The 16852-nt window shown below is 67.5% G+C and carries 16 protein-coding genes; 13 read left to right on the top strand and 3 right to left on the bottom strand.

What is annotated here, in order from left to right:
• Positions 1–159 precede the first annotated feature (159 nt).
• The 5 genes from ACRECS_RS16080 (at position 160) to ACRECS_RS16060 (ending at position 5958) form a co-directional block, all read left to right on the top strand.
• Entirely contained in the window at positions 160–1401 is a 1242-nt protein-coding gene (locus ACRECS_RS16080; RefSeq protein ID WP_431583963.1) for an MFS transporter, read from the top strand.
• Positions 1398–2423 (top strand): LacI family DNA-binding transcriptional regulator, encoded by a 1026-nt coding sequence (locus ACRECS_RS16075; protein WP_431583962.1) that lies wholly within the window; start codon positions 1398–1400, stop codon positions 2421–2423. Before ACRECS_RS16080 ends, ACRECS_RS16075 begins: the two co-directional genes overlap by 4 nt.
• A gap of 69 nt (positions 2424–2492) precedes the next feature.
• Positions 2493–3122: a hypothetical protein gene (locus tag ACRECS_RS16070; RefSeq protein WP_431583961.1), complete on the top strand. Its 630-nt coding sequence runs from the start codon at positions 2493–2495 to the stop codon at positions 3120–3122.
• Between the two features lie 287 nt (positions 3123–3409).
• The gene (locus ACRECS_RS16065) at positions 3410–4447 is read left to right on the top strand and encodes a CDP-alcohol phosphatidyltransferase family protein (protein ID WP_431583960.1); all 1038 of its coding nucleotides are present in this window, start codon (positions 3410–3412) and stop codon (positions 4445–4447) included.
• A gap of 2 nt (positions 4448–4449) precedes the next feature.
• Entirely contained in the window at positions 4450–5958 is a 1509-nt protein-coding gene (locus tag ACRECS_RS16060) for a lipopolysaccharide biosynthesis protein (RefSeq protein WP_431583959.1), read from the top strand.
• Positions 5959–5988: 30 nt separating this feature from the next.
• Here the strand turns inward: ACRECS_RS16060 and ACRECS_RS16055 are convergent, their stop codons facing one another.
• Positions 5989–7113, bottom strand: coding sequence for an FAD-dependent oxidoreductase (locus ACRECS_RS16055; RefSeq protein WP_431583958.1), 1125 nt, complete (start codon positions 7111–7113; stop codon positions 5989–5991).
• A 61-nt stretch (positions 7114–7174) separates the two neighbouring features.
• Between ACRECS_RS16055 and ACRECS_RS16050 the strand changes: the two genes are divergently transcribed.
• Both ACRECS_RS16050 and ACRECS_RS16045 read left to right on the top strand, forming a co-directional pair.
• Positions 7175–7621 (top strand): MarR family winged helix-turn-helix transcriptional regulator, encoded by a 447-nt coding sequence (locus ACRECS_RS16050; RefSeq protein WP_431583957.1) that lies wholly within the window; start codon positions 7175–7177, stop codon positions 7619–7621.
• Positions 7618–8070: a GNAT family N-acetyltransferase gene (locus tag ACRECS_RS16045; RefSeq protein ID WP_431583956.1), complete on the top strand. Its 453-nt coding sequence runs from the start codon at positions 7618–7620 to the stop codon at positions 8068–8070. Before ACRECS_RS16050 ends, ACRECS_RS16045 begins: the two co-directional genes overlap by 4 nt.
• A gap of 5 nt (positions 8071–8075) precedes the next feature.
• Here the strand turns inward: ACRECS_RS16045 and ACRECS_RS16040 are convergent, their stop codons facing one another.
• Positions 8076–8981 (bottom strand): LysR family transcriptional regulator, encoded by a 906-nt coding sequence (locus tag ACRECS_RS16040; protein WP_431583955.1) that lies wholly within the window; start codon positions 8979–8981, stop codon positions 8076–8078.
• A gap of 118 nt (positions 8982–9099) precedes the next feature.
• On the opposite strand from ACRECS_RS16040, the gene ACRECS_RS16035 reads away from it, so the two are divergent.
• Positions 9100–10338, top strand: coding sequence for an SGNH/GDSL hydrolase family protein (locus ACRECS_RS16035; RefSeq protein WP_431583954.1), 1239 nt, complete (start codon positions 9100–9102; stop codon positions 10336–10338).
• On the opposite strand, the gene ACRECS_RS16030 is transcribed toward ACRECS_RS16035, so the two are convergent.
• On the bottom strand, positions 10327–10740 hold the full coding sequence (locus ACRECS_RS16030) for a MerR family transcriptional regulator (protein ID WP_431583953.1): 414 nt from the start codon (positions 10738–10740) through the stop codon (positions 10327–10329). The two genes, ACRECS_RS16035 and ACRECS_RS16030, sit on opposite strands and share 12 nt — an antisense overlap.
• A gap of 71 nt (positions 10741–10811) precedes the next feature.
• Here ACRECS_RS16030 and ACRECS_RS16025 point away from each other — a divergent pair, with 71 nt between their 5' ends.
• The 5 genes from ACRECS_RS16025 to ACRECS_RS16005 all read left to right on the top strand — a co-directional run.
• Entirely contained in the window at positions 10812–11474 is a 663-nt protein-coding gene (locus tag ACRECS_RS16025) for a cation transporter (protein ID WP_431583952.1), read from the top strand.
• 4 nt (positions 11475–11478) lie between these two features.
• Entirely contained in the window at positions 11479–11814 is a 336-nt protein-coding gene (locus ACRECS_RS16020; protein ID WP_431583951.1) for a hypothetical protein, read from the top strand.
• Positions 11815–11883: 69 nt separating this feature from the next.
• Positions 11884–13131 (top strand): TolC family protein, encoded by a 1248-nt coding sequence (locus tag ACRECS_RS16015; RefSeq protein ID WP_431583950.1) that lies wholly within the window; start codon positions 11884–11886, stop codon positions 13129–13131.
• Positions 13128–14294 (top strand): efflux RND transporter periplasmic adaptor subunit, encoded by a 1167-nt coding sequence (locus ACRECS_RS16010; protein ID WP_431583949.1) that lies wholly within the window; start codon positions 13128–13130, stop codon positions 14292–14294. Before ACRECS_RS16015 ends, ACRECS_RS16010 begins: the two co-directional genes overlap by 4 nt.
• Before the next feature lie 3 nt (positions 14295–14297).
• A partial coding sequence (locus tag ACRECS_RS16005; RefSeq protein ID WP_431583948.1) for an efflux RND transporter permease subunit occupies positions 14298–16852 on the top strand: 2555 nt, incomplete at its 3' end.

The following is a 16852-nucleotide window of genomic DNA, read 5'->3' as shown; positions in this document are numbered from 1 at the left end:
CCACACGACTCACCCTTGTGATCGGGCTTGGCGGCACCCAAAGGCGCGCTCGACATCGATGTCAACAAAAACCGACATCGATGTCAAAGGAGGCCGACATCGATGTCAAAAATTCTCCGGACAGTTGCACGATTGCATCGCTCCAGCCATGAAAGGGTCGTGACGACCTCCTCGCCAGACCCCGAAGCGCGAACCAGCAAGACCCTGTTCGAGCTGTCGATCGGGGTGTTCTTCCTCGGCGGCTTCCTGACCTCGATCGTCGGACTGCTGGTGCCGCGCCTGACGCTGACCCTGGGGCTCGACTATACCCGTGCACTGCTGGTGCAGTTCGCCTTTCACCTCAGCTACCTGCTGTTCGCCTTCCCGATCGCGCTCGCGATCCTGCGCATCGGTTACATGCGCGCGATCGTCGCCGGACTTGCCGTGATGGTGGCGGGATGCCTGGCGCTGATTGCGTCGGCCGAATGGCGCTCCTTCGCGCTGGTGCTGCTTGCGCTGCTGACGCTGTCGACCGGCATCACCTTTCTGCAGATGGCCGCCAATACCGTGGTCACGGTGGTCGGCCCGTCGCGCCGCGCCGCCGCGCGGCTGACATTGCTGCAGGGGTTCAATGCGCTCGGCACGGTGCTCGGGCCGCTGATCGGCGCGGTGTTCCTGCTCGGATCGATCGGGATTGATCGCGGCGGGCCGGTGGGCGACGACGCCGTGCCGTTCATCGGCGGAGCGGTGCTGCTCGGGATACTCGCCATCGCATTCCACCGGCAGCGCAACCTGCTGGGCAAGGCGGCACTCTCGCCTGCCGGCGCCTTGCTGCGCCATTTGCCGACCGTGCTGCATGACCGGCGGCTGCTCGCCGGGACGGTGGCGATGTTCGCTTATGTCGGGGCGGAAGTCGCGATCGGTACGCTGATCCCCAATTATCTGATGCTGCCCGACATCCTGCGCGCAACGCCGCTCGCCGCCGGGCAGCTGGTCAGCCTCTACTGGGGCGGGGCGATGATCGGGCGGTTCGCCGGTGCCTTCCTGCTCCGGCGGATCGATGCCGGCATGCTGCTGGCGGTGGCGGGGCTGGCGGCGATGGCGCTGGCCGCGGTCGCGAGCCTGGCCGGGGGCATGACCGGTGCGGTCGCGCTGCTCGCAGTCGGGCTGTGCAATTCGATCATGTATCCGACGTTGTACGCGCTGGCGCTGCCCGAGGATGATGCGCAGGCGCCGCTGGCGTCGATGCTGCTGTGCATGGCGGTGGTCGGCGGGGCGATCGTGCCGCTGCTGACCGGCGTGCTGGCCGACCGGATCGGGCTGGAACTGGCGTTGCTGCTGCCCGCCTCCTGCTATCTGGTCATCGCCGGCTTCGCGGTCGCCAACCGGACCGCCGCCGGCCCTGTGACGGTGCCGGCATGAAGCCGATCACGATCAAGGAAGTGGCGGCGCGCGCCGGGGTGTCGCCCAAGACCGTGTCGCGGGTGATCAATGACGAGGATCATGTCCGCGCGCCGGTGCGCGAACAAGTGATGCGCGTGGTGCGCGAGATGGGCTATCGCCCGAACAGCTTCGCGCGCAGCCTGTCGAGTTCGAAATCCTATCTGCTCGGCCTGCTGGTTGACGATCCAGCCTCGGGCTATGCCGCCGATGTCCAGCTCGGCGCATTGCTGCGCAGCCGCGACCTTGGCTATCATCTGGTGATCGAGCCGCTCGACACGGCAACGCCCGACTGGCTTGGCCAGATCGACACTGGCTTGCGCGCCCTCAATCTCGGCGGGGCGATCCTGACCCCACCCTTGTGCGACCGGGCGGACCTGATCGCAGTGCTTGAGCGGCACGAGTTGCCGTTCGTACGCATCTCGCCAAGCAGCGACGATGAACGGTCAGGCTCGGTCCGGATGGACGACCGCGCCGCCGCGCGCGAGATGACCCGGCACCTGATTGCTCTCGGGCACCGCGACATCGCCTGCATCAAGGGCGATCCGGTGCACAGCGCATCGGGCCTGCGCTATATCGGCTTTCGCGACGCGATGCGCGAGGCGGGGCTGGACGTTGCGCCGAACCGGACGCTGGAGGGCGACTTCTCGTTCCGCTCCGGCCTCAGGCTCGGCGAGGAGATCCTGACCAGCGGCGACCGGCCCACCGCGATCTTCGCCAGCAATGACGATATGGCGCTGGGCGTACTGGTCACCGCGATCAAGCATGGCATCGCGGTGCCCGACACGCTGTCGGTCGCCGGCTTCGACGATGCGCCGGTCGCGCGGGTGTCCTGGCCGCAGCTGACCACCATCCGCCAGCCCAAGATGGAACTGGCCGCCGCGGCGGTCGATATCCTCACCGACCCGACCTATGCCACGCATCCGGACAAGGGATCGTTCAGCCGTAATCTTCCCTATGAACTGGTCATGCGCTCAAGCACTGCCGCGCCGGCGAAGAGGTGAAGATCGACGCTGTTGTCGGTTTCGCTTTTCACAGGCAATCTGGCCAGGGCCAAGCATGACGGGGCGAGAATGAACCGACCGAGACTGCTGAAATGGCTGCATCGCTTCGGGTATGTCGCCACAGTGATCATACTGCTTGAGCTCGGCTTGATTTCCTATTCGGCAATCGGCGAATGGTGGCGCTGGCGGGGCACCCGCGCGGAGTTGATCGAGCAGACACGCACTCATGAATCGCCTTTGCCTGCGGCGGAGTATGATAATGTGGTCAAATTGCTGCGCCCCTTGCCGGCCTTGAATGCGCTACACGGCAATGGCCTGCGCTTTGCGGCCATGCCCTATTTCGGCGGCGTGATTCACGCGCTGACGCTTTCTCACGCCGAAGGCCCCGGCCCGGCAGAAGGCTTCATCGCGGTGACCACGCTGCAGGAGGGCAAGAACATGGTCCATATCCAGCGGTTCACCGTGCCCCAGGCCGACTATAGCCACTTCACGACGCAATTCGACCGCTTGACCGATGGCTGGTCCGGCGCTGGCGACGGCGGGTGCCTGGATGGAACAGAGATTGCCTTCGAACGTGTCAGGGGAACTCGTACAACCTCCGGAAGGGGAAATTGCGAAGCGCATTATAATGAGGTGCGATTGCTCGTGCAGCGCCTGGTGCGCCGTTTCGCGCCCGGGGCCGGCCTTGCTCTCCGGTAACGATCGGTCTCGGTCGGTGCGAGAAGATCAATAAGCGAACAACGCGCGTCGCCCAGGTGAAACGTCGCGAAAAAATCCGCTGCAGCGACGCGGTGCCATAACCGCCGCCGAACCTCATCGCGGCCACGGCGACACAATGATACAAAGGCGCCGGCGCTGCCTTTTCTTCGCCTCAGATTGGCCGGAGTTGATCCATGTATAAGTGTTGAGTTGTATGGCGTGAAATAGCACTTACCTGTCGCATACACAGGTGTTCGGGCAGTTTTCGGGCGGCAAAAGGGATTTGAATGAACAGCAGGACGGACGCACCGGTCGGAAACGATGTGCGACTTGTCTTTCCCAGCGCGGCGGCAGCCCAACAGCGCGTCGGCGGCGTGGCGGTTGCGGCGCATGCGACGGCGCAGGCGCGCGGCCGGGGCGCACGGCAAATCTGGATCGATCTGCAGGATGGCGGGCGCCTGTCGTCCGAGGCGATCGACGATGTGCGCCGCGCCGGTGCCGATGCCTCGATCCATTTCGTCCTCGATCATGAAGCACGACGGTTAAAGGCGGCGGAGATCCGGCCGATCACCCTCGCCGGCGTGGTCGAGGCGACCGGCAAGAGCAGTGACGGACTTGCCTCGCGCCTGGTCAACCGGCCGGTGTCGCGGCGCGTCTCCGCGCTGCTGCTGCGCATACCCGGCATGCGCCCCTGGCACGCGACGGCGGTGGTCGGGCTGGTTGGTGCGGCGATGATCCTCGGCCTGTTGTTCGGCGGCTATGCCGGGCTGGTCGCGGGCGGGCTGCTGTTCCAGGCGGCATCGCTGCTCGACGGGGTCGATGGCGAGATTGCGCGCGCGACCTATCGCAGCAGCGCGGGCGGCGCATTGCTCGACACCAGCGTCGACATGACGATCAATGTCGGTTTCTTTGTTGCCGTAACGATCAGCCTGACTCAGCTTTACGGATATGGTCAGGCGTTTGCCGGCGGGATCGCCATTCTGGTCGTGCTGGCCGGGCTGAGTGTGATGGCATGGCTCGCGCGGCGGCTCGGTAAGCCGGGCGATTTCAATTTCCTCAAGCGTTTTTATCGGCAACGCTTCCCGACCGGCCTCGCGGCGAAGATCACTGATGTGCTGGTCGTCGTCACCAGCCGCGATTTCTTCGCGCTGCTGTTCGCGCTGATCATCGTTGCCGGTGGAGGCCGGGTGATCCTGTTCATGCTGTGCGGCTTTGCCATATTGTGGCTGTTCCTGGTGCTCTGCGCGGTGCGCCCGATTCTGCGCGAATCCGCTGGGACGATCACGGAGGCGCTGGCGGTCGACGACACGACGCGCTTGGCCTGACCTTGGCCCGCGACGATACCCATCAGGGCGGGATCGCCGACCGGATGATCCTGCGCGGGGCGTTCTCCACTGCGCTTGGCTTCGTCATCCGGCTCGGAGCTCGCTTCCTGTTCCTGTTCGTCGCCGGGCGGCTGTTCGGCGCGGCGCGGTTCGGCGCCTACAGCATCGCCGTCGCGGTGCTCGAAGCGTGCGTCGCGCTGACTGGCCTGTCGCTGAAGAAGACATTGTTCCAGCTGCTCGACCGCAATGTCGAGGCGCGCGCGACTGGATCGGATCGACCTGATTTCCATGTCGTGCTCGATGCGGTGCTGCTGGTGCTGACGGCGAGCGCGGCGGTCGCCGCGCTGATCATGGGCGCGGCCGCGCTGATCCCGCCCAGCACGCTGGCCGGGTCGACCGCGCGAGCGTTGTTCTGGATCGCACCGATGATCGCGGGACAGGCGCTGGCCGACATATTGTTTGCCGCGACGCGCTGGACGCATGTGGTCAAATATGAAGTGGTCGGGCGCAGCATCGTCGAGCCCTATTCGCTGCTCGCCGGTACGGTCGCCGCCTATCTGCTCGGCTACGAGCGGACCGGGCTGATCATCGGCTATTGGGTCGGCAATATCATGCTCAACGGCTATGCGCTGTACGCAATACGGCGCTGCTTCCCGCATTTCGCGCTGCGCAGCTATCGCCCGGGGCGACGACTGATCACGTTGCTGCGCGAGCTGCTGCCCAATACCGGCACCGATGTGATCAATGGCGTGTTCACGCGCCTCGACCTGTATCTGGTCGGCATCTTTCTCGGCAATCACTGGGCCGGCATCTATGGCATGGCGCAGCAGCTGCGCACGCCGCTGCGCCATGCGCGGCAGAGCTTCGACAGCCTGCTGGTGCCGATGGTCGCGCGTACCTTGTCGGTCAGCGGCCAGGCGCGCACCGTCACTGCGCTCGCCACCGCCGCGCGGCTGATCCTGTCGGTGCAGACCGCTTTCCTGGTCGCATTCGTCGCGGTCGGCGGGCAGCTGCTCGAGCTGTTCGGCGCCGGGTTCAGCGCGGGCTATCTGGCGCTGATCCTGCTCACCGTGGCGGAGGCGGTGCAGGGGACGTTCGGCCTTGGTGATTTCCTGTTCGTCTATCTCCGGCCCAAGAGCGGATTGCTGATCATGCTGGCGAGCTTCATCGTCTGCGTCGCGGCCGCGATCAGCTTCACCCCGCGCTTCGGTGTCGCCGGGGCGGCGGGGGCGGTGTTGCTGGCGACCATGGTGCAGGCGGCGCTGCGGCGGCTGGTGCTGCGCGCGCAGCTCGGGGTGCGTGCACCGCTCGCGCCATTATGGCCGCCGCTGCTGGCGGGAGCGGCCGCGCTGACGGTCGCGCTGGCCATGCATCGCGGCCTGAACACGGGCTTCGGCATGGCGACAGTGCTGGCGTTCGTTGCGACTGCGGCGGTCTATGGCGGCGTATTGTTCGCGTCGCTGCGCCTGACCGGGCAGAAACTGGCGATCAGCGGGTTCGCCGCCGGATGATGCCGATCGCCAGCCGGTGAAGGCTGGCGCTCACGCCCCCGCCATTACCTCCATGAAATGCGCCAGCACCGCTTCCGGGCCATTTGGCGAAATCGCATGGTACAGCCCCTCCGTCGCGCCGCGTGCCGCCGGTTCGGCACGGGTGGCCATCGCCTCCTCGAAGCGCGCCATCGCCGTGTCGTCGTCCTCGATCAGCGCCGCCGCCAGATCGGCCGCGTCGGTCATCGCCAGATTGACGCCTTCGCCGCCGAATGGCGACATCAGATGCGCGGCATCGCCGATCAGGGTCAGCCCCGGGCGATGCGCCCAGCGATGCCCGACGGGCAGGGCGTAAAGTGGCCGCACGCCGATGATCGTGTCGGCCGAGCGGATCGCATCGGTGAACGCGGGCGCCCAGCCCTTGAGATATCCCAGCATCCGCTCGCGGATCGCGTCGGGCGCGGCGTCCTCCAGCGAAATGGCCCAGGGCTCGTCGGTACGTAGCGAGAAATAGCCGCGGATATGGGCATGGCCGTTGCGCTGCAGGATCAGGCCGCGATTGTCGCCGAGCGCGAACATCTTGCCCCGCCCGGCCAGCGCGGCGATCGCAGGATGGCGGCGGTCGACATCGTCAAAGCCAAGCTCGACGAATGTCACGCCCTCATAGGCAGGGCGGGCGTCGGAGAGCAGCGGGCGGACCTTCGACCAGGCGCCATCGGCGCCGACCACCAGGTCAAAGGACTCACGCACGCCGCCCGCGATCACATCGTGACGGCCATCTTCCGTCGGTTCGATCCGATCGACGCGCGTACCCCAGCGGATCATCGCCGGCGGCAGCGAGTCGATCAGCAAGCAGCGCAGCGCGGCGCGGTCGACTTCGGGCCGGTCTCCCTCGCTCGAATCGTCGCCGAACAGCAGGACGCCATCACTGTCGTACAGCCGCATGCCCTGATCGTCATAGCGCGCGGCAGCGAGGAATTCGCGCTCGAGCCCGGCGAGGCGCAGCGCGCGCTGCCCGGTATCGGCGTGCAGGTCGAGCGTCCCGCCCTGTGGTCGGTCGCTGGCATGCGCGTCGCGTTCGAATATAGTGGCGGACAGGCCGCCGAGATGAAGCAGCCGCGCCAGCGTCAGTCCGCCCGGGCCGCCGCCGATAATCGCGATCCGATATTGTCGCATCAGATTTGGGTCTCTATGGTTTGCATAGGCCACTATATATATTAGATAGGTAGCTATGTAAATGGGCGACGATCTATGGAAACCGATGGCGACGCCCGGTCACCATATCAGCCGGGCTGCGCGGGCGATGGCCCGGCTCGGCGATGCGCGGCTCAAGCCGCTGGGGATGAGCACCGGGCAATTGCCGGTGCTGGTCGCGTTGAAGGATGGTGTGAAACTGTCGCAGCGCGAGCTGGCGCACTGGGCCAAAGTTGAGCAGCCGACCATGGCGCAGATGCTGGCACGGATGGAGCGTGACGGGCTGATCCAGCGCGAGCCTGACCCGGAGGATGGACGCAGCAGCCTGATTTCGCTGACCGAGACGGCGCGAGCGCGGCAGGGTGCCGCGCGCCAGATCCTGACCGCGGGCAATGCAGCGGCGGTACGCGGGTTCAGCCCGGACGAGGTCGAAACCCTGCTGTCGCTGCTGAGGCGGGTGATCGACAATATCGACGCGGAGGACGCATGAGCGACATCGAGTACCGGCGCCATGAGGGGAGCGCGGATGAGGCGGTCGCGTTGCTGCTGCCATTATGTGCGGCGGTCTTTCCCGGGTTCGACCCGGATTATCTGGCGTCGCGCCTGCCCGGGATCGCCGGGCACGATCTCTGGCTCGCCTGGGGTGGGGCCGAACTGGCCGGGTTCAAGCTCGGCTACAGGCGAGGGCCGGACCTGCTTTATAGCTGGCTCGGTGGTGTGCATCCCTCGGCGCGCAGGCTGGGGATCGCCGACGCGCTGATGGTTCGGCAGCACGAGACGGCGGCTGCGAGCGGCTATACCCATGTCGAAACGCGGACACGCGCAGTGAACAATGCGATGATCATCATCAATCTGCGCCACGGCTTCCAGATCGTGGGGTTCGAGGTCGACACAAACGGGATACCGGTGGTGACTCAGCGCAAGGATCTGCGCGGCTGAGCGGTTCAGGCGACCCGGCCATGTTCGGCGAGGTGATCGAGAAGCACCCGCCCCCGCGCCGGTAGCGATTCCGACCGGCCGAGAAACACCGCGTGAAAGGCTTCGGTGTCGCCGGGGTTGTGCTGTTCGAGCAGCGGCACCAGCCGGCCCGCCGCGAGATCGTCGCCGATGGTGAAGGTGGCGAGGCGAGCGATGCCGATGCCGGCCAGCGCGAGGCGGCGAATGCCTTCGCCGTCGCTCACGCGAATACGCGCCGGCAGCGGCAATAAGGTCTCGCGCCCCTGGTCGAGCAATGGCCAGCCATTGGTGGCGCGCGAATAGGCAAAGCCGAGCCGGTCGTGCCGCTCGAGCTCGGCCGGGCTTTGCGGCATGCCGTGGCGGGCGATCCAGCCGGGCGCGGCGACGATCATCATGCGCGTCTCGCCAAGCTTGCGTGCGACCAGCCGGGAATCGGGCATGGGGCCGGCGCGGACCGCAATGTCGGTGCGGTCGGCGAGCAGGTCGATCACCGTGTCGGTCTGGACCACATCGATATCGATATCGGGCCAGGCGTCGAGAAAGGCAGGCAGGATCGGCGCGAGGACATGGGTGACATAGGAGGCGCTGCTGCTGATGCGCAGCCGCCCCGTCGGCCGGCCGCCTGCGCCGGCAGTGCGCTCCGCCTCGTCGAGATCGGCGAGGATGTGGAGCGCACGGTCGTAATAATTCTGCCCTTCCGGAGTCAGCGCGAAATGCCGGGTCGAGCGCTGGGCGAGCCGCACGCCAAGCCGGGCTTCGAGCCGTGCGACCAGCTTGCTGACCGCCGAGGGCGTGAGGCCGACGACCTGTGCCGCAGCGGAGAAGCCGCCATGGTCGACCACGCGGACGAACATCTCCATCTCGCCGGTACGGTTGATGTCGCTTCGTGCCATTTGTGCTGTCAATTCTCGAATGATGTTCCTTCAGGCCGTCTACTTCACGGATGGCGACGGGTCCATCTCGGGCGCGACAGAGGTGCCGTGTCGCGCCCCTCGCCGAAAGGATACTCCAATGAACCGCCTGTTCTCCGCTCTCGCTCTCGTTCTGGCCTTGCCGGGAAATGCCCAGGCAGCCGACTGGGTTCCGGGGTGGAGCGCGAGCCCGCAGCCGGTCTGGGGTGAGGGCTTTGTGTTGCCGGCGGGGGTTCCCGTGACGCTGCAGGATCGCACCGTGCGGCAAGTGGTGCGGATCGGCATTGGCGGCACGCAGGTGCGGATTCGCCTGTCCAATGCCTATGGCCAATCGCCGGTGCGGATCGCCGGGGTGCATCTGGCGCGGTCGGCAGGCGGCTCGGCAATCGCCGCAGCGACTGACCGGACGGTGACCTTTGGCGGCGCGCCAGGCGTGATCCTTGCGCCGGGCGCTTCGGTGCTGAGCGATGCCGTGGCGATGCCGGTCGCGGCGGCGGCGGATCTTGCCGTCAGCCTGTATTTCCGGGAGGCGGTGCCCGTGGAGTCGTTTCACTGGGACGGGCGGCGCAGCGGCTATCTCCTGCGCGGCGATCGTCTTGCGGCACCTGCCTTCGTCCGGCCTGAGCTGACCAGTGTCAGGCTGTTCCTGTCCGATGTGTTGGTCGAGGCACCGGCGGTGCGCGGGACAGTGGTCGTGCTTGGCGATTCGATCACTGACGGTGCGGGCGCGACGATGGAAACGGAGCGGCGCTGGCCGGATTATCTCGCTGCGCGCGCCGCGCCGCAGGGCATTGCGGTGGTCAATGCGGGCATTTCGGGCGCGCGGCTGCTCAGCGACGGGATGGGCAGCAATGCGCTGGCGCGGATCGATCGCGATGTGTTTGCCCAGCCCGGCGTGCGGACATTGATCGTGCTGCTTGGCATCAATGACATTGCCTGGCCGAGCACGCCGTTCGCGCCGGGCGAACCCCCGATGCGGTTCGAGCGGCTGACCGTCGGCTATCGCCAGCTTGTCATACGGGCGCATGCCAATGGCGTGCGCGTGATCGGCGCGACCCTGACGCCGTTCGCGGGTGCGCTGCCCCGCACGCCGATGGCGGCGAGCTATTACAGCGCGGAGAAAGACGCGCTGCGGCGGCGGGTGAATGACTGGTTCCGCAGCAGCGGCACATTCGACGCGGTGGTCGATTTTGACCGGTTGCTTGGCGATCCGGCCGATCCTGCGAGGTTGCGGCGCGATTATGATTCCGGCGACCGGCTGCATCCCGGCGATGCGGGCAATGCGGCGATGGCCGGGGCGATCGATCTCGCGACACTGATCGACGAGTCAGGCCGATGAGCGCTGACCGGGCGCGAGCGCCTCGAGGATCCGGCAATCCGCGACGCTTCCGCCACGACATGAGACGACCATATTGGCCAGTTCGCCGCGCAGGGCGGTGAGGTCGGCGATCTTGCGGTCGATCTCGGTCAGATGCTCCGATGCGATGGTGTCGATCGTCGCGCAATCGCGGCCGCGGTCGTCGGACAGGTCGAGCATGGTGCGGATCTGGTCGATCGAAAAGCCCAGGTCGCGGGCGCGGCGGATGAAGCTGAGGCGCATCAGGTCGCTATGGCCATAGCTGCGATAGTTCGATGCGGTGCGCGGCGGGCGGGCGAGCAGGCCGACCTTCTCATACCATCTGACTGTCTCGACGCCGGTGCCGGTGGCGCGCGCGAGGTCGCCGATCTTGAGATCGCTCATAGGCCTTGACCCTGTAGTTGCTACAGGGTGCATATAGAGCGGATCGTCGAGTCGGTCGAGGAGCCGCGATCATGGCCTGCAACAGTTGCGCAACGCAGAAACCGGCCAATGATCCGCGCTGGCGCCGGGTGTTGTGGATCGCGCTGATCGTCAACGCGGCGATGTTCGGGATTGAGCTGGTGGTTGGCGCAACGGCGGAATCGCGCGCGCTGCAGGCCGATGCGCTCGATTTCTTCGGGGATTCGGCCAGCTATGCGATCAGCCTGGTGGTGGCCGGCATGGCGCTACGCTGGCGCGCCCGCGCGGCCTTTGCCAAGGGCGCGACGCTGGCCGTGCTCGGCGGCTGGGTGCTGGTGACGGCGGGCTGGGCCGCGCTGGTCGGAGCCTCGCCGCAAGCCGTGCCGATGGGCGTGATCGGGGTTATGGCGCTGGTCGCCAATGGCGGCGTTGCCGCACTATTGTACCGCTACCGCCAGGGTGATGCGAACATGCGCTCGGTCTGGATCTGCTCGCGCAACGACGCGATCGGCAATGTCGCGGTGGTGCTGGCGGCAGGCGGGGTGTTCGGCACCGGTACGATGTGGCCCGACCTGATCGTCGCGACGATCCTGGCGGTGCTGGGACTGAGCGGCGGTGCGCAGATCGTGCGCCAGGCGCGGCAGGAACTGCGCGCGGACCCAGCCTCCGGCGGATCGATCGCTTCCCATCATGGCGCGATCGCTGCTAGTGAGTGATGTGATGCACCGGATGCTCCTGCTCCTGACCTGTCTCATGCTCGCGCTGTCGCTCGGGCTCGGGTCAGTCGCGCATGCGTCGGAGCCGATCGGCTGTGCGACCACCGGCACGGAAATGAGTGCCGGGCATAGCGACGGCGATTCCGACCAGGTGCCGGCCGATGGCGATAGCGGCTTTCCGCACCATCATGGCGGCTGCCATGGGCATCATGTCGCGGCGCCGGTCGCCGATGCCGATGGCGTCGGTCATGCCCCGGCCGCGTCTATTCCGGCGCTGGCCGAGTATCGCGGCGGGGTGACGAGCCCGACCGACCCTGCGCTGAGACCACCCCAAGCCTGACGGCCGCCCCCGGTCGCGACGCGATGTGCGCCGCGCTGCCGGAGTCTTGTCCGTCAGGAGTGTTTTCAAATGTATCGTTTCATCGCGGCCATGCTGGCCGCCGCGTTCTGTGCGGGTGTCGCACAGGCGCAATCAGGAGGCGTGCTGACGCTTGAACAGGCGTTGGCGCAGGCCGGGGCGGCATCGCCTATGGTCGAAGTGGGAGAAGCCGGGGTGCGTGCCGCTGATGCGGGTCGTACCGTGGCCGGGTTGCGGCCCAACCCGTCAGTGCAGGTCCAGGCCGAGAATATCGTCGGCACGGGCAGCTATCATGGGCTGTCGAGTGCCGAGACCACCGCCAGCCTGCAAGTGCCGCTCGAACTGGGCAGCAAGCGCTCGGCACGGATCGCGGTGGCGGACTCGCGGCTGACCCGCGCGCAGGTCAGCGCGGCGATGCTGCTGGGCGACCTGAAGCTGCGCGTCACTCAGGCCTATATCGTGGCGGTCGCGGCGGAGCGGCGACTGGCCGTGGCGCAGGCGCAGGCCGGGATCGCCGATGAGGGCCTGCGCGTCGCGCGCGACCGGGTACAGGTCGGCGCGACCTCGCCGATCGACGAACAGCGTGCCGATGTGCTGCGGATCAACGCCGCGACCGCGCTCGATCGCGCACGGCGCTCGGTGACGGTGGCGCGCGACGCGCTGGCGCGGCTGACTGGCCGGCCGGTGACAGGGGCGCTCGACCTGGACTGGTTCGACCGGGTCGGCGGCTATGGCCCGACCATCCCGGCGCGGGCCGAGGGGACGCTGGCCTGGGCGGCGGCGAAGGCCGATCTCGCCACGGCCGATGCTCAGGTGCGGCTCGCGCGGTCGCAGCGCGTGCCCGACATCACGCTCAGTGCGGGCGCGCGACGGCTGGCGGCGACCAATGACATGGCGGCGGTGTTCGGCGTGTCGATCCCGATCCCGCTGTTCAACAATGGCCGCGCTGCGCTCGATCAGGCGCGCGCCGAGCGGGCCCAGGCCGATGCGCAGCGCCGGCTGAGCCTGACGGATGCCGAACAGGCGATCGCCAGTGCCGAAGCCGAGCGCGACAATGAAGCCGCGACCGCGCGCGCTGCGGGCGGTGCGGCGCTGGCCGCAGCGGTCGAGGCGGCGCGGATCGCACGCATTGGCTATGGCCAGGGCAAGTTCGGCCAGCTCGAACTGCTCGAGGCCGAACGCACGCTGGCCGAGACGCGCGGCGCGTCGATCGATGCGCTCGCCGCTTACCATGATGCCGAAGCGCGGCTGAAGCGGCTGACCGCTCCCGCGCCCCTTACTTCCGGAGACAATCAATGATCCTTCAGGACAAACGCCTGGCCGGCAGCATTGCCGCCGCCATCCTTGTCGCCGCCGCCAGCGGCTTCTCCGTCGCGCGCTGCACCAGTGAGGCCGCCGAGCCGGTCGCGCCAAAGGCCAATGCAGAGGCCGGCGGCAAGACACCGGCGAACGACGCGGTCGAGATGACCCCTGCTGCGATCCGCGAGGCGGGCATCACCACCCAGACGATCGCGGCCGGCGGGCTGGCGGCGGAGATCGTCGCGCATGCCACCGTCACCGCCGCGCCGAATGGCGAAGCGCTGGTCACCGCCCGGGCGAGCGGCGCGGTGACGCGCGTGTTCAAGCGGCTCGGCGATCCGGTGCGGGCAGGCGAGGCGCTGGCGATCGTCGAGAGCCGCGAGGCGGCGCAGATCGCCGCCGACGGCGCGACCGCCGCAGCCCGGGCAAGGCTCGCCGCGCGCGGGGTGGCGCGTGAGCGCTATCTCTACGATCAGAAAGTGTCGGCGCGCGTCGACCTGGAACGCGCCGAGGCGGAGGCCGCAGCGGCCAATGCCGAGGCACGCCGCGCGCAGGTCGCGGCCGGGGCGGCGAACGTCACGCGTGACGGGCGCGGCGTGATCGTCGCCAGCCCGATCTCCGGCCGGATCACCGCCCAGCAAGTCAGCCTGGGCGCATTCGTGCAGGCCGAGACACCCTTGTTCCGGGTCGCCGATCCGCGTCTGATCCAGATCGAGGCGGCACTCGGGGCGATCGATGCGCAGCGGATCACCGCTGGCGACGCCGCGGTGATCGAACTGCCCGACGGACGGACGATAACAGCACGGGTCCGCGCCGTGACGCCGACGCTGAGCGGCGAGACGCGCGCGGCGACCGCCGTGATCGATGCCACGGACGGGGCGCTGCAGCCGGGCCAGTCGGTGCAGGTGCGGCTCAAGCCCGCCGCCGCCGGGCAAGCGGGCGGCATCGTCGTGCCGGAGAGCGCGGTCCAGTCGCTCGAGGGGCGCGATGTCGTGTTCGTGCGGAGTGCGAGCGGCTTCCGCGCACGACCAGTGACGACGGGCCGGCGCAGCGCCGGGCGGATCGAGATCCTGTCCGGCCTCACCGCCGGCCAGAAGATCGCGACCGGCGAGGCATTCCTGCTCAAGGCCGAACTGGCCAAGGGCGCAGGCGAGGAGGACTGAGCCATGATCGCAACCCTGATGGCCTTTTCCGTCCGCGCCCGCTGGGCAGTGGTGCTGCTCTTCCTGATCGTCGCCGGGTTCGGCGCCTGGCAGCTGACGCGATTGCCGATCGACGCAGTGCCCGACATCACCAACAACCAGGTCCAGATCAACACGGTCGAGCGCGGCCTGTCGCCGGTCGAGATCGAGAAGCGCGTCACTTTCCCGATCGAGACCGCGCTGGCCGGCATCCCCGGCCTGGAGACCACCCGTTCGCTGTCGCGCAATGGCTTCAGCCAGGTGTCGGCGATCTTCAGCGACAAGACCAACCTCTATTTCGCGCGCCAGCAGGTCAGCGAGCGCCTCGCCCAGGCACGCGATACGATCCCGGACGGCGTGCAGCCGCAGATCGGGCCGGTCACTACCGGGCTCGGCGAAGTGCTGATGTATTCGATCGACTTCACCAACCCGGGCGGCAAGGGCGCGACGATCCGCAATGGCCGGCCAGGCTGGCAGTCGGACGGCAGCTTCCTCACGCCGGAAGGCGCGCGGCTCACCGACGAGGTCGGCCGCGCGGCGTATCTGCGCACGGTGCAGGACTGGATCATCCGCCCGCAGCTGCGCACCGTCCAGGGCGTTGCCGGGATCGATTCGATCGGCGGCTATGCCAAGCAATATGTCGTCGAGCCCGATGCGGTGAAGCTGTCCTCCTATGGCATTTCCTATTCCGAACTGGCCAAGGCGCTGGAGGCGGCGAACCTTGCGGTCGGCGCCAATTACTTCAATCGCGGGGGCGAGGCGTTTCTGGTCCGCGCCGATGCCCGCATTCGCGATGTCGACGAGATCGCCGATGCGATCGTCGCGACCCGCGGCGGCGTGCCGGTCGCGGTCAAGGATGTCGCCGAGGTGAAGATCGGCGGCGAGCTGCGTACAGGGGCTGCAAGCCAGAACGGCCACGAAGCAGTGATCGGCACCGCGCTGATGCTGATCGGCGAGAATAGCCGCGTGGTCGCGCGCAGTGTCGGCGAGCGGCTCGACGGCATCGCCAAGTCGCTGCCGCCGGGGATCAAGGTGACGACGGTGCTCGACCGGTCGAAGCTGGTCAATGCGACGGTCGCGACGGTGCAGAAGAACCTGGCCGAGGGCGCGATCCTGGTCGCGATCGCGCTGTTCCTGCTGCTCGGCAATGTCCGCGCCGCGATCATCGCGGTACTCGTCATTCCCTTCTCGTTCCTGATGATGGCGATGGGCATGAATGCCTTTCGGGTGCCCGGCAATCTGATGAGCCTCGGCGCGCTCGACTTCGGGCTGATCGTCGATGGCGCGGTGATCATCATCGAGAATTGCCTGGCTCGGCTTGCGCTTCGCCAGGAGCATGAAGGCCGGCTACTCATGTTGAGCGAGCGGCTGGAGGAGACGATGCGGGCGTCGCAGGATATGATCAAGCCGACGGTTTTCGGCCAGGCGATCATCCTGCTCGCCTTCGCGCCGCTGCTGATGTTCACCGGCGTCGAGGGCAAGACCTTCTCGCCAATGGCGATCACCATCATGCTCGCGCTGGTCGCCGCCTTCATCCTGGCGCTGACTCTCGTCCCGGCGCTGGTCGCCCTGCTGATCCGCGGCAAGGTCTCGGAGAAGGAGGTGTGGATCATCGCCCGGACCAAGGCGCTCTACGCGCCGCTGCTCGACCGGGCGGTGGCGCGGCCCTGGCCGTTCATTGGCGCCGGCATCGCGTTCTTCGCAGCGTCGGCACTGGTGTTCGGGTCATTGGGGCAGGAGTTCATCCCGCAGCTCGACGAGAAGAATGTCGCGCTGGCCTCGACCCGCGTGCCCTCGGTCAGTCTCGAAAAGTCGCTTACCATGCAGCGCGAGGTCGAACGCGCGGTCACCAGCCTGCCCGAAGTGGCGGTGATGTTCTCCAAAACCGGCACCGCCGAAGTGGCGACCGATCCGATGCCCCCGAACGTCTCGGACGGCTTCGTGATCCTGAAACCCCAGTCGGAATGGCCGGCGGGCGTGACCAGCAAGGCCGATGTGCTGAAGCGGATCGAGGAGAAGTCGGGCGCGAAGATCGGCAACGCCTTCGAGGTCAGCCAGCCGATCCAGCTGCGCTTCAACGAGCTGATCGCCGGGGTGCGCGGCGATGTCGCGATCAAGCTGTACGGCGATGATCTCGACAAGATGGGCGTCACGGCCCAGCATATCGTGCGTGTGCTCCAGACCATAACCGGCGCCGCGGATGTGAAAGCGGAACAGACCAGCGGGTCACCGACGCTCGACGTGAAGTTCGATCGCGCGGCGATCGCGCGCTATGGCCTGACGGTCGCGGAAGTCGCCGATACCGTCGCCGCGGCGATGGCGGGGCGCGAGGCGGGGCTGCTGTTCGAAGGCGACCGGCGTTTCGAAGTGACAGTGCGGGTGCCGGCGGCGACGCGCGAGAGCATCGATGCGCTGGCGGCACTTCCCGTGCTTCTGCCGCAGGAAGCGGGCGAAAGGCGCGGGTCGGTGCCGCTGTCGCAGGTGGCAAAGTTCCGCTTCAGCGAAGGGCTGAACCAGATCAGCCGCGAGAATGGCAAGAG

The sequence above is a fragment of the Sphingomonas sp. genome, from assembly GCF_050725575.1.
Taxonomy (GTDB): Bacteria; Pseudomonadota; Alphaproteobacteria; order Sphingomonadales; family Sphingomonadaceae; genus Sphingomonas.
This window is presented reverse-complemented; position numbering and strand designations above follow the sequence as displayed.

What these genes read in the sequence shown, in the direction of transcription:
- ACRECS_RS16075 (WP_431583962.1), top strand. Translation starts at nt 1,398, where the DNA reads ATGAAGCCGATCACGATCAAGGAAGTGGCGGCGCGCGCCGGGGTGTCG.
- ACRECS_RS16070 (WP_431583961.1), top strand. Translation starts at nt 2,493, where the DNA reads ATGAACCGACCGAGACTGCTGAAATGGCTGCATCGCTTCGGGTATGTC.
- ACRECS_RS16065 (WP_431583960.1), top strand. Translation starts at nt 3,410, where the DNA reads ATGAACAGCAGGACGGACGCACCGGTCGGAAACGATGTGCGACTTGTC.
- ACRECS_RS16055 (WP_431583958.1), bottom strand. Translation starts at nt 7,113, where the DNA reads ATGCGACAATATCGGATCGCGATTATCGGCGGCGGCCCGGGCGGACTG.
- ACRECS_RS16050 (WP_431583957.1), top strand. Translation starts at nt 7,175, where the DNA reads ATGGGCGACGATCTATGGAAACCGATGGCGACGCCCGGTCACCATATC.
- ACRECS_RS16045 (WP_431583956.1), top strand. Translation starts at nt 7,618, where the DNA reads ATGAGCGACATCGAGTACCGGCGCCATGAGGGGAGCGCGGATGAGGCG.
- ACRECS_RS16040 (WP_431583955.1), bottom strand. Translation starts at nt 8,981, where the DNA reads ATGGCACGAAGCGACATCAACCGTACCGGCGAGATGGAGATGTTCGTC.
- ACRECS_RS16035 (WP_431583954.1), top strand. Translation starts at nt 9,100, where the DNA reads ATGAACCGCCTGTTCTCCGCTCTCGCTCTCGTTCTGGCCTTGCCGGGA.
- ACRECS_RS16030 (WP_431583953.1), bottom strand. Translation starts at nt 10,740, where the DNA reads ATGAGCGATCTCAAGATCGGCGACCTCGCGCGCGCCACCGGCACCGGC.
- ACRECS_RS16025 (WP_431583952.1), top strand. Translation starts at nt 10,812, where the DNA reads ATGGCCTGCAACAGTTGCGCAACGCAGAAACCGGCCAATGATCCGCGC.
- ACRECS_RS16020 (WP_431583951.1), top strand. Translation starts at nt 11,479, where the DNA reads ATGCACCGGATGCTCCTGCTCCTGACCTGTCTCATGCTCGCGCTGTCG.
- ACRECS_RS16015 (WP_431583950.1), top strand. Translation starts at nt 11,884, where the DNA reads ATGTATCGTTTCATCGCGGCCATGCTGGCCGCCGCGTTCTGTGCGGGT.
- ACRECS_RS16010 (WP_431583949.1), top strand. Translation starts at nt 13,128, where the DNA reads ATGATCCTTCAGGACAAACGCCTGGCCGGCAGCATTGCCGCCGCCATC.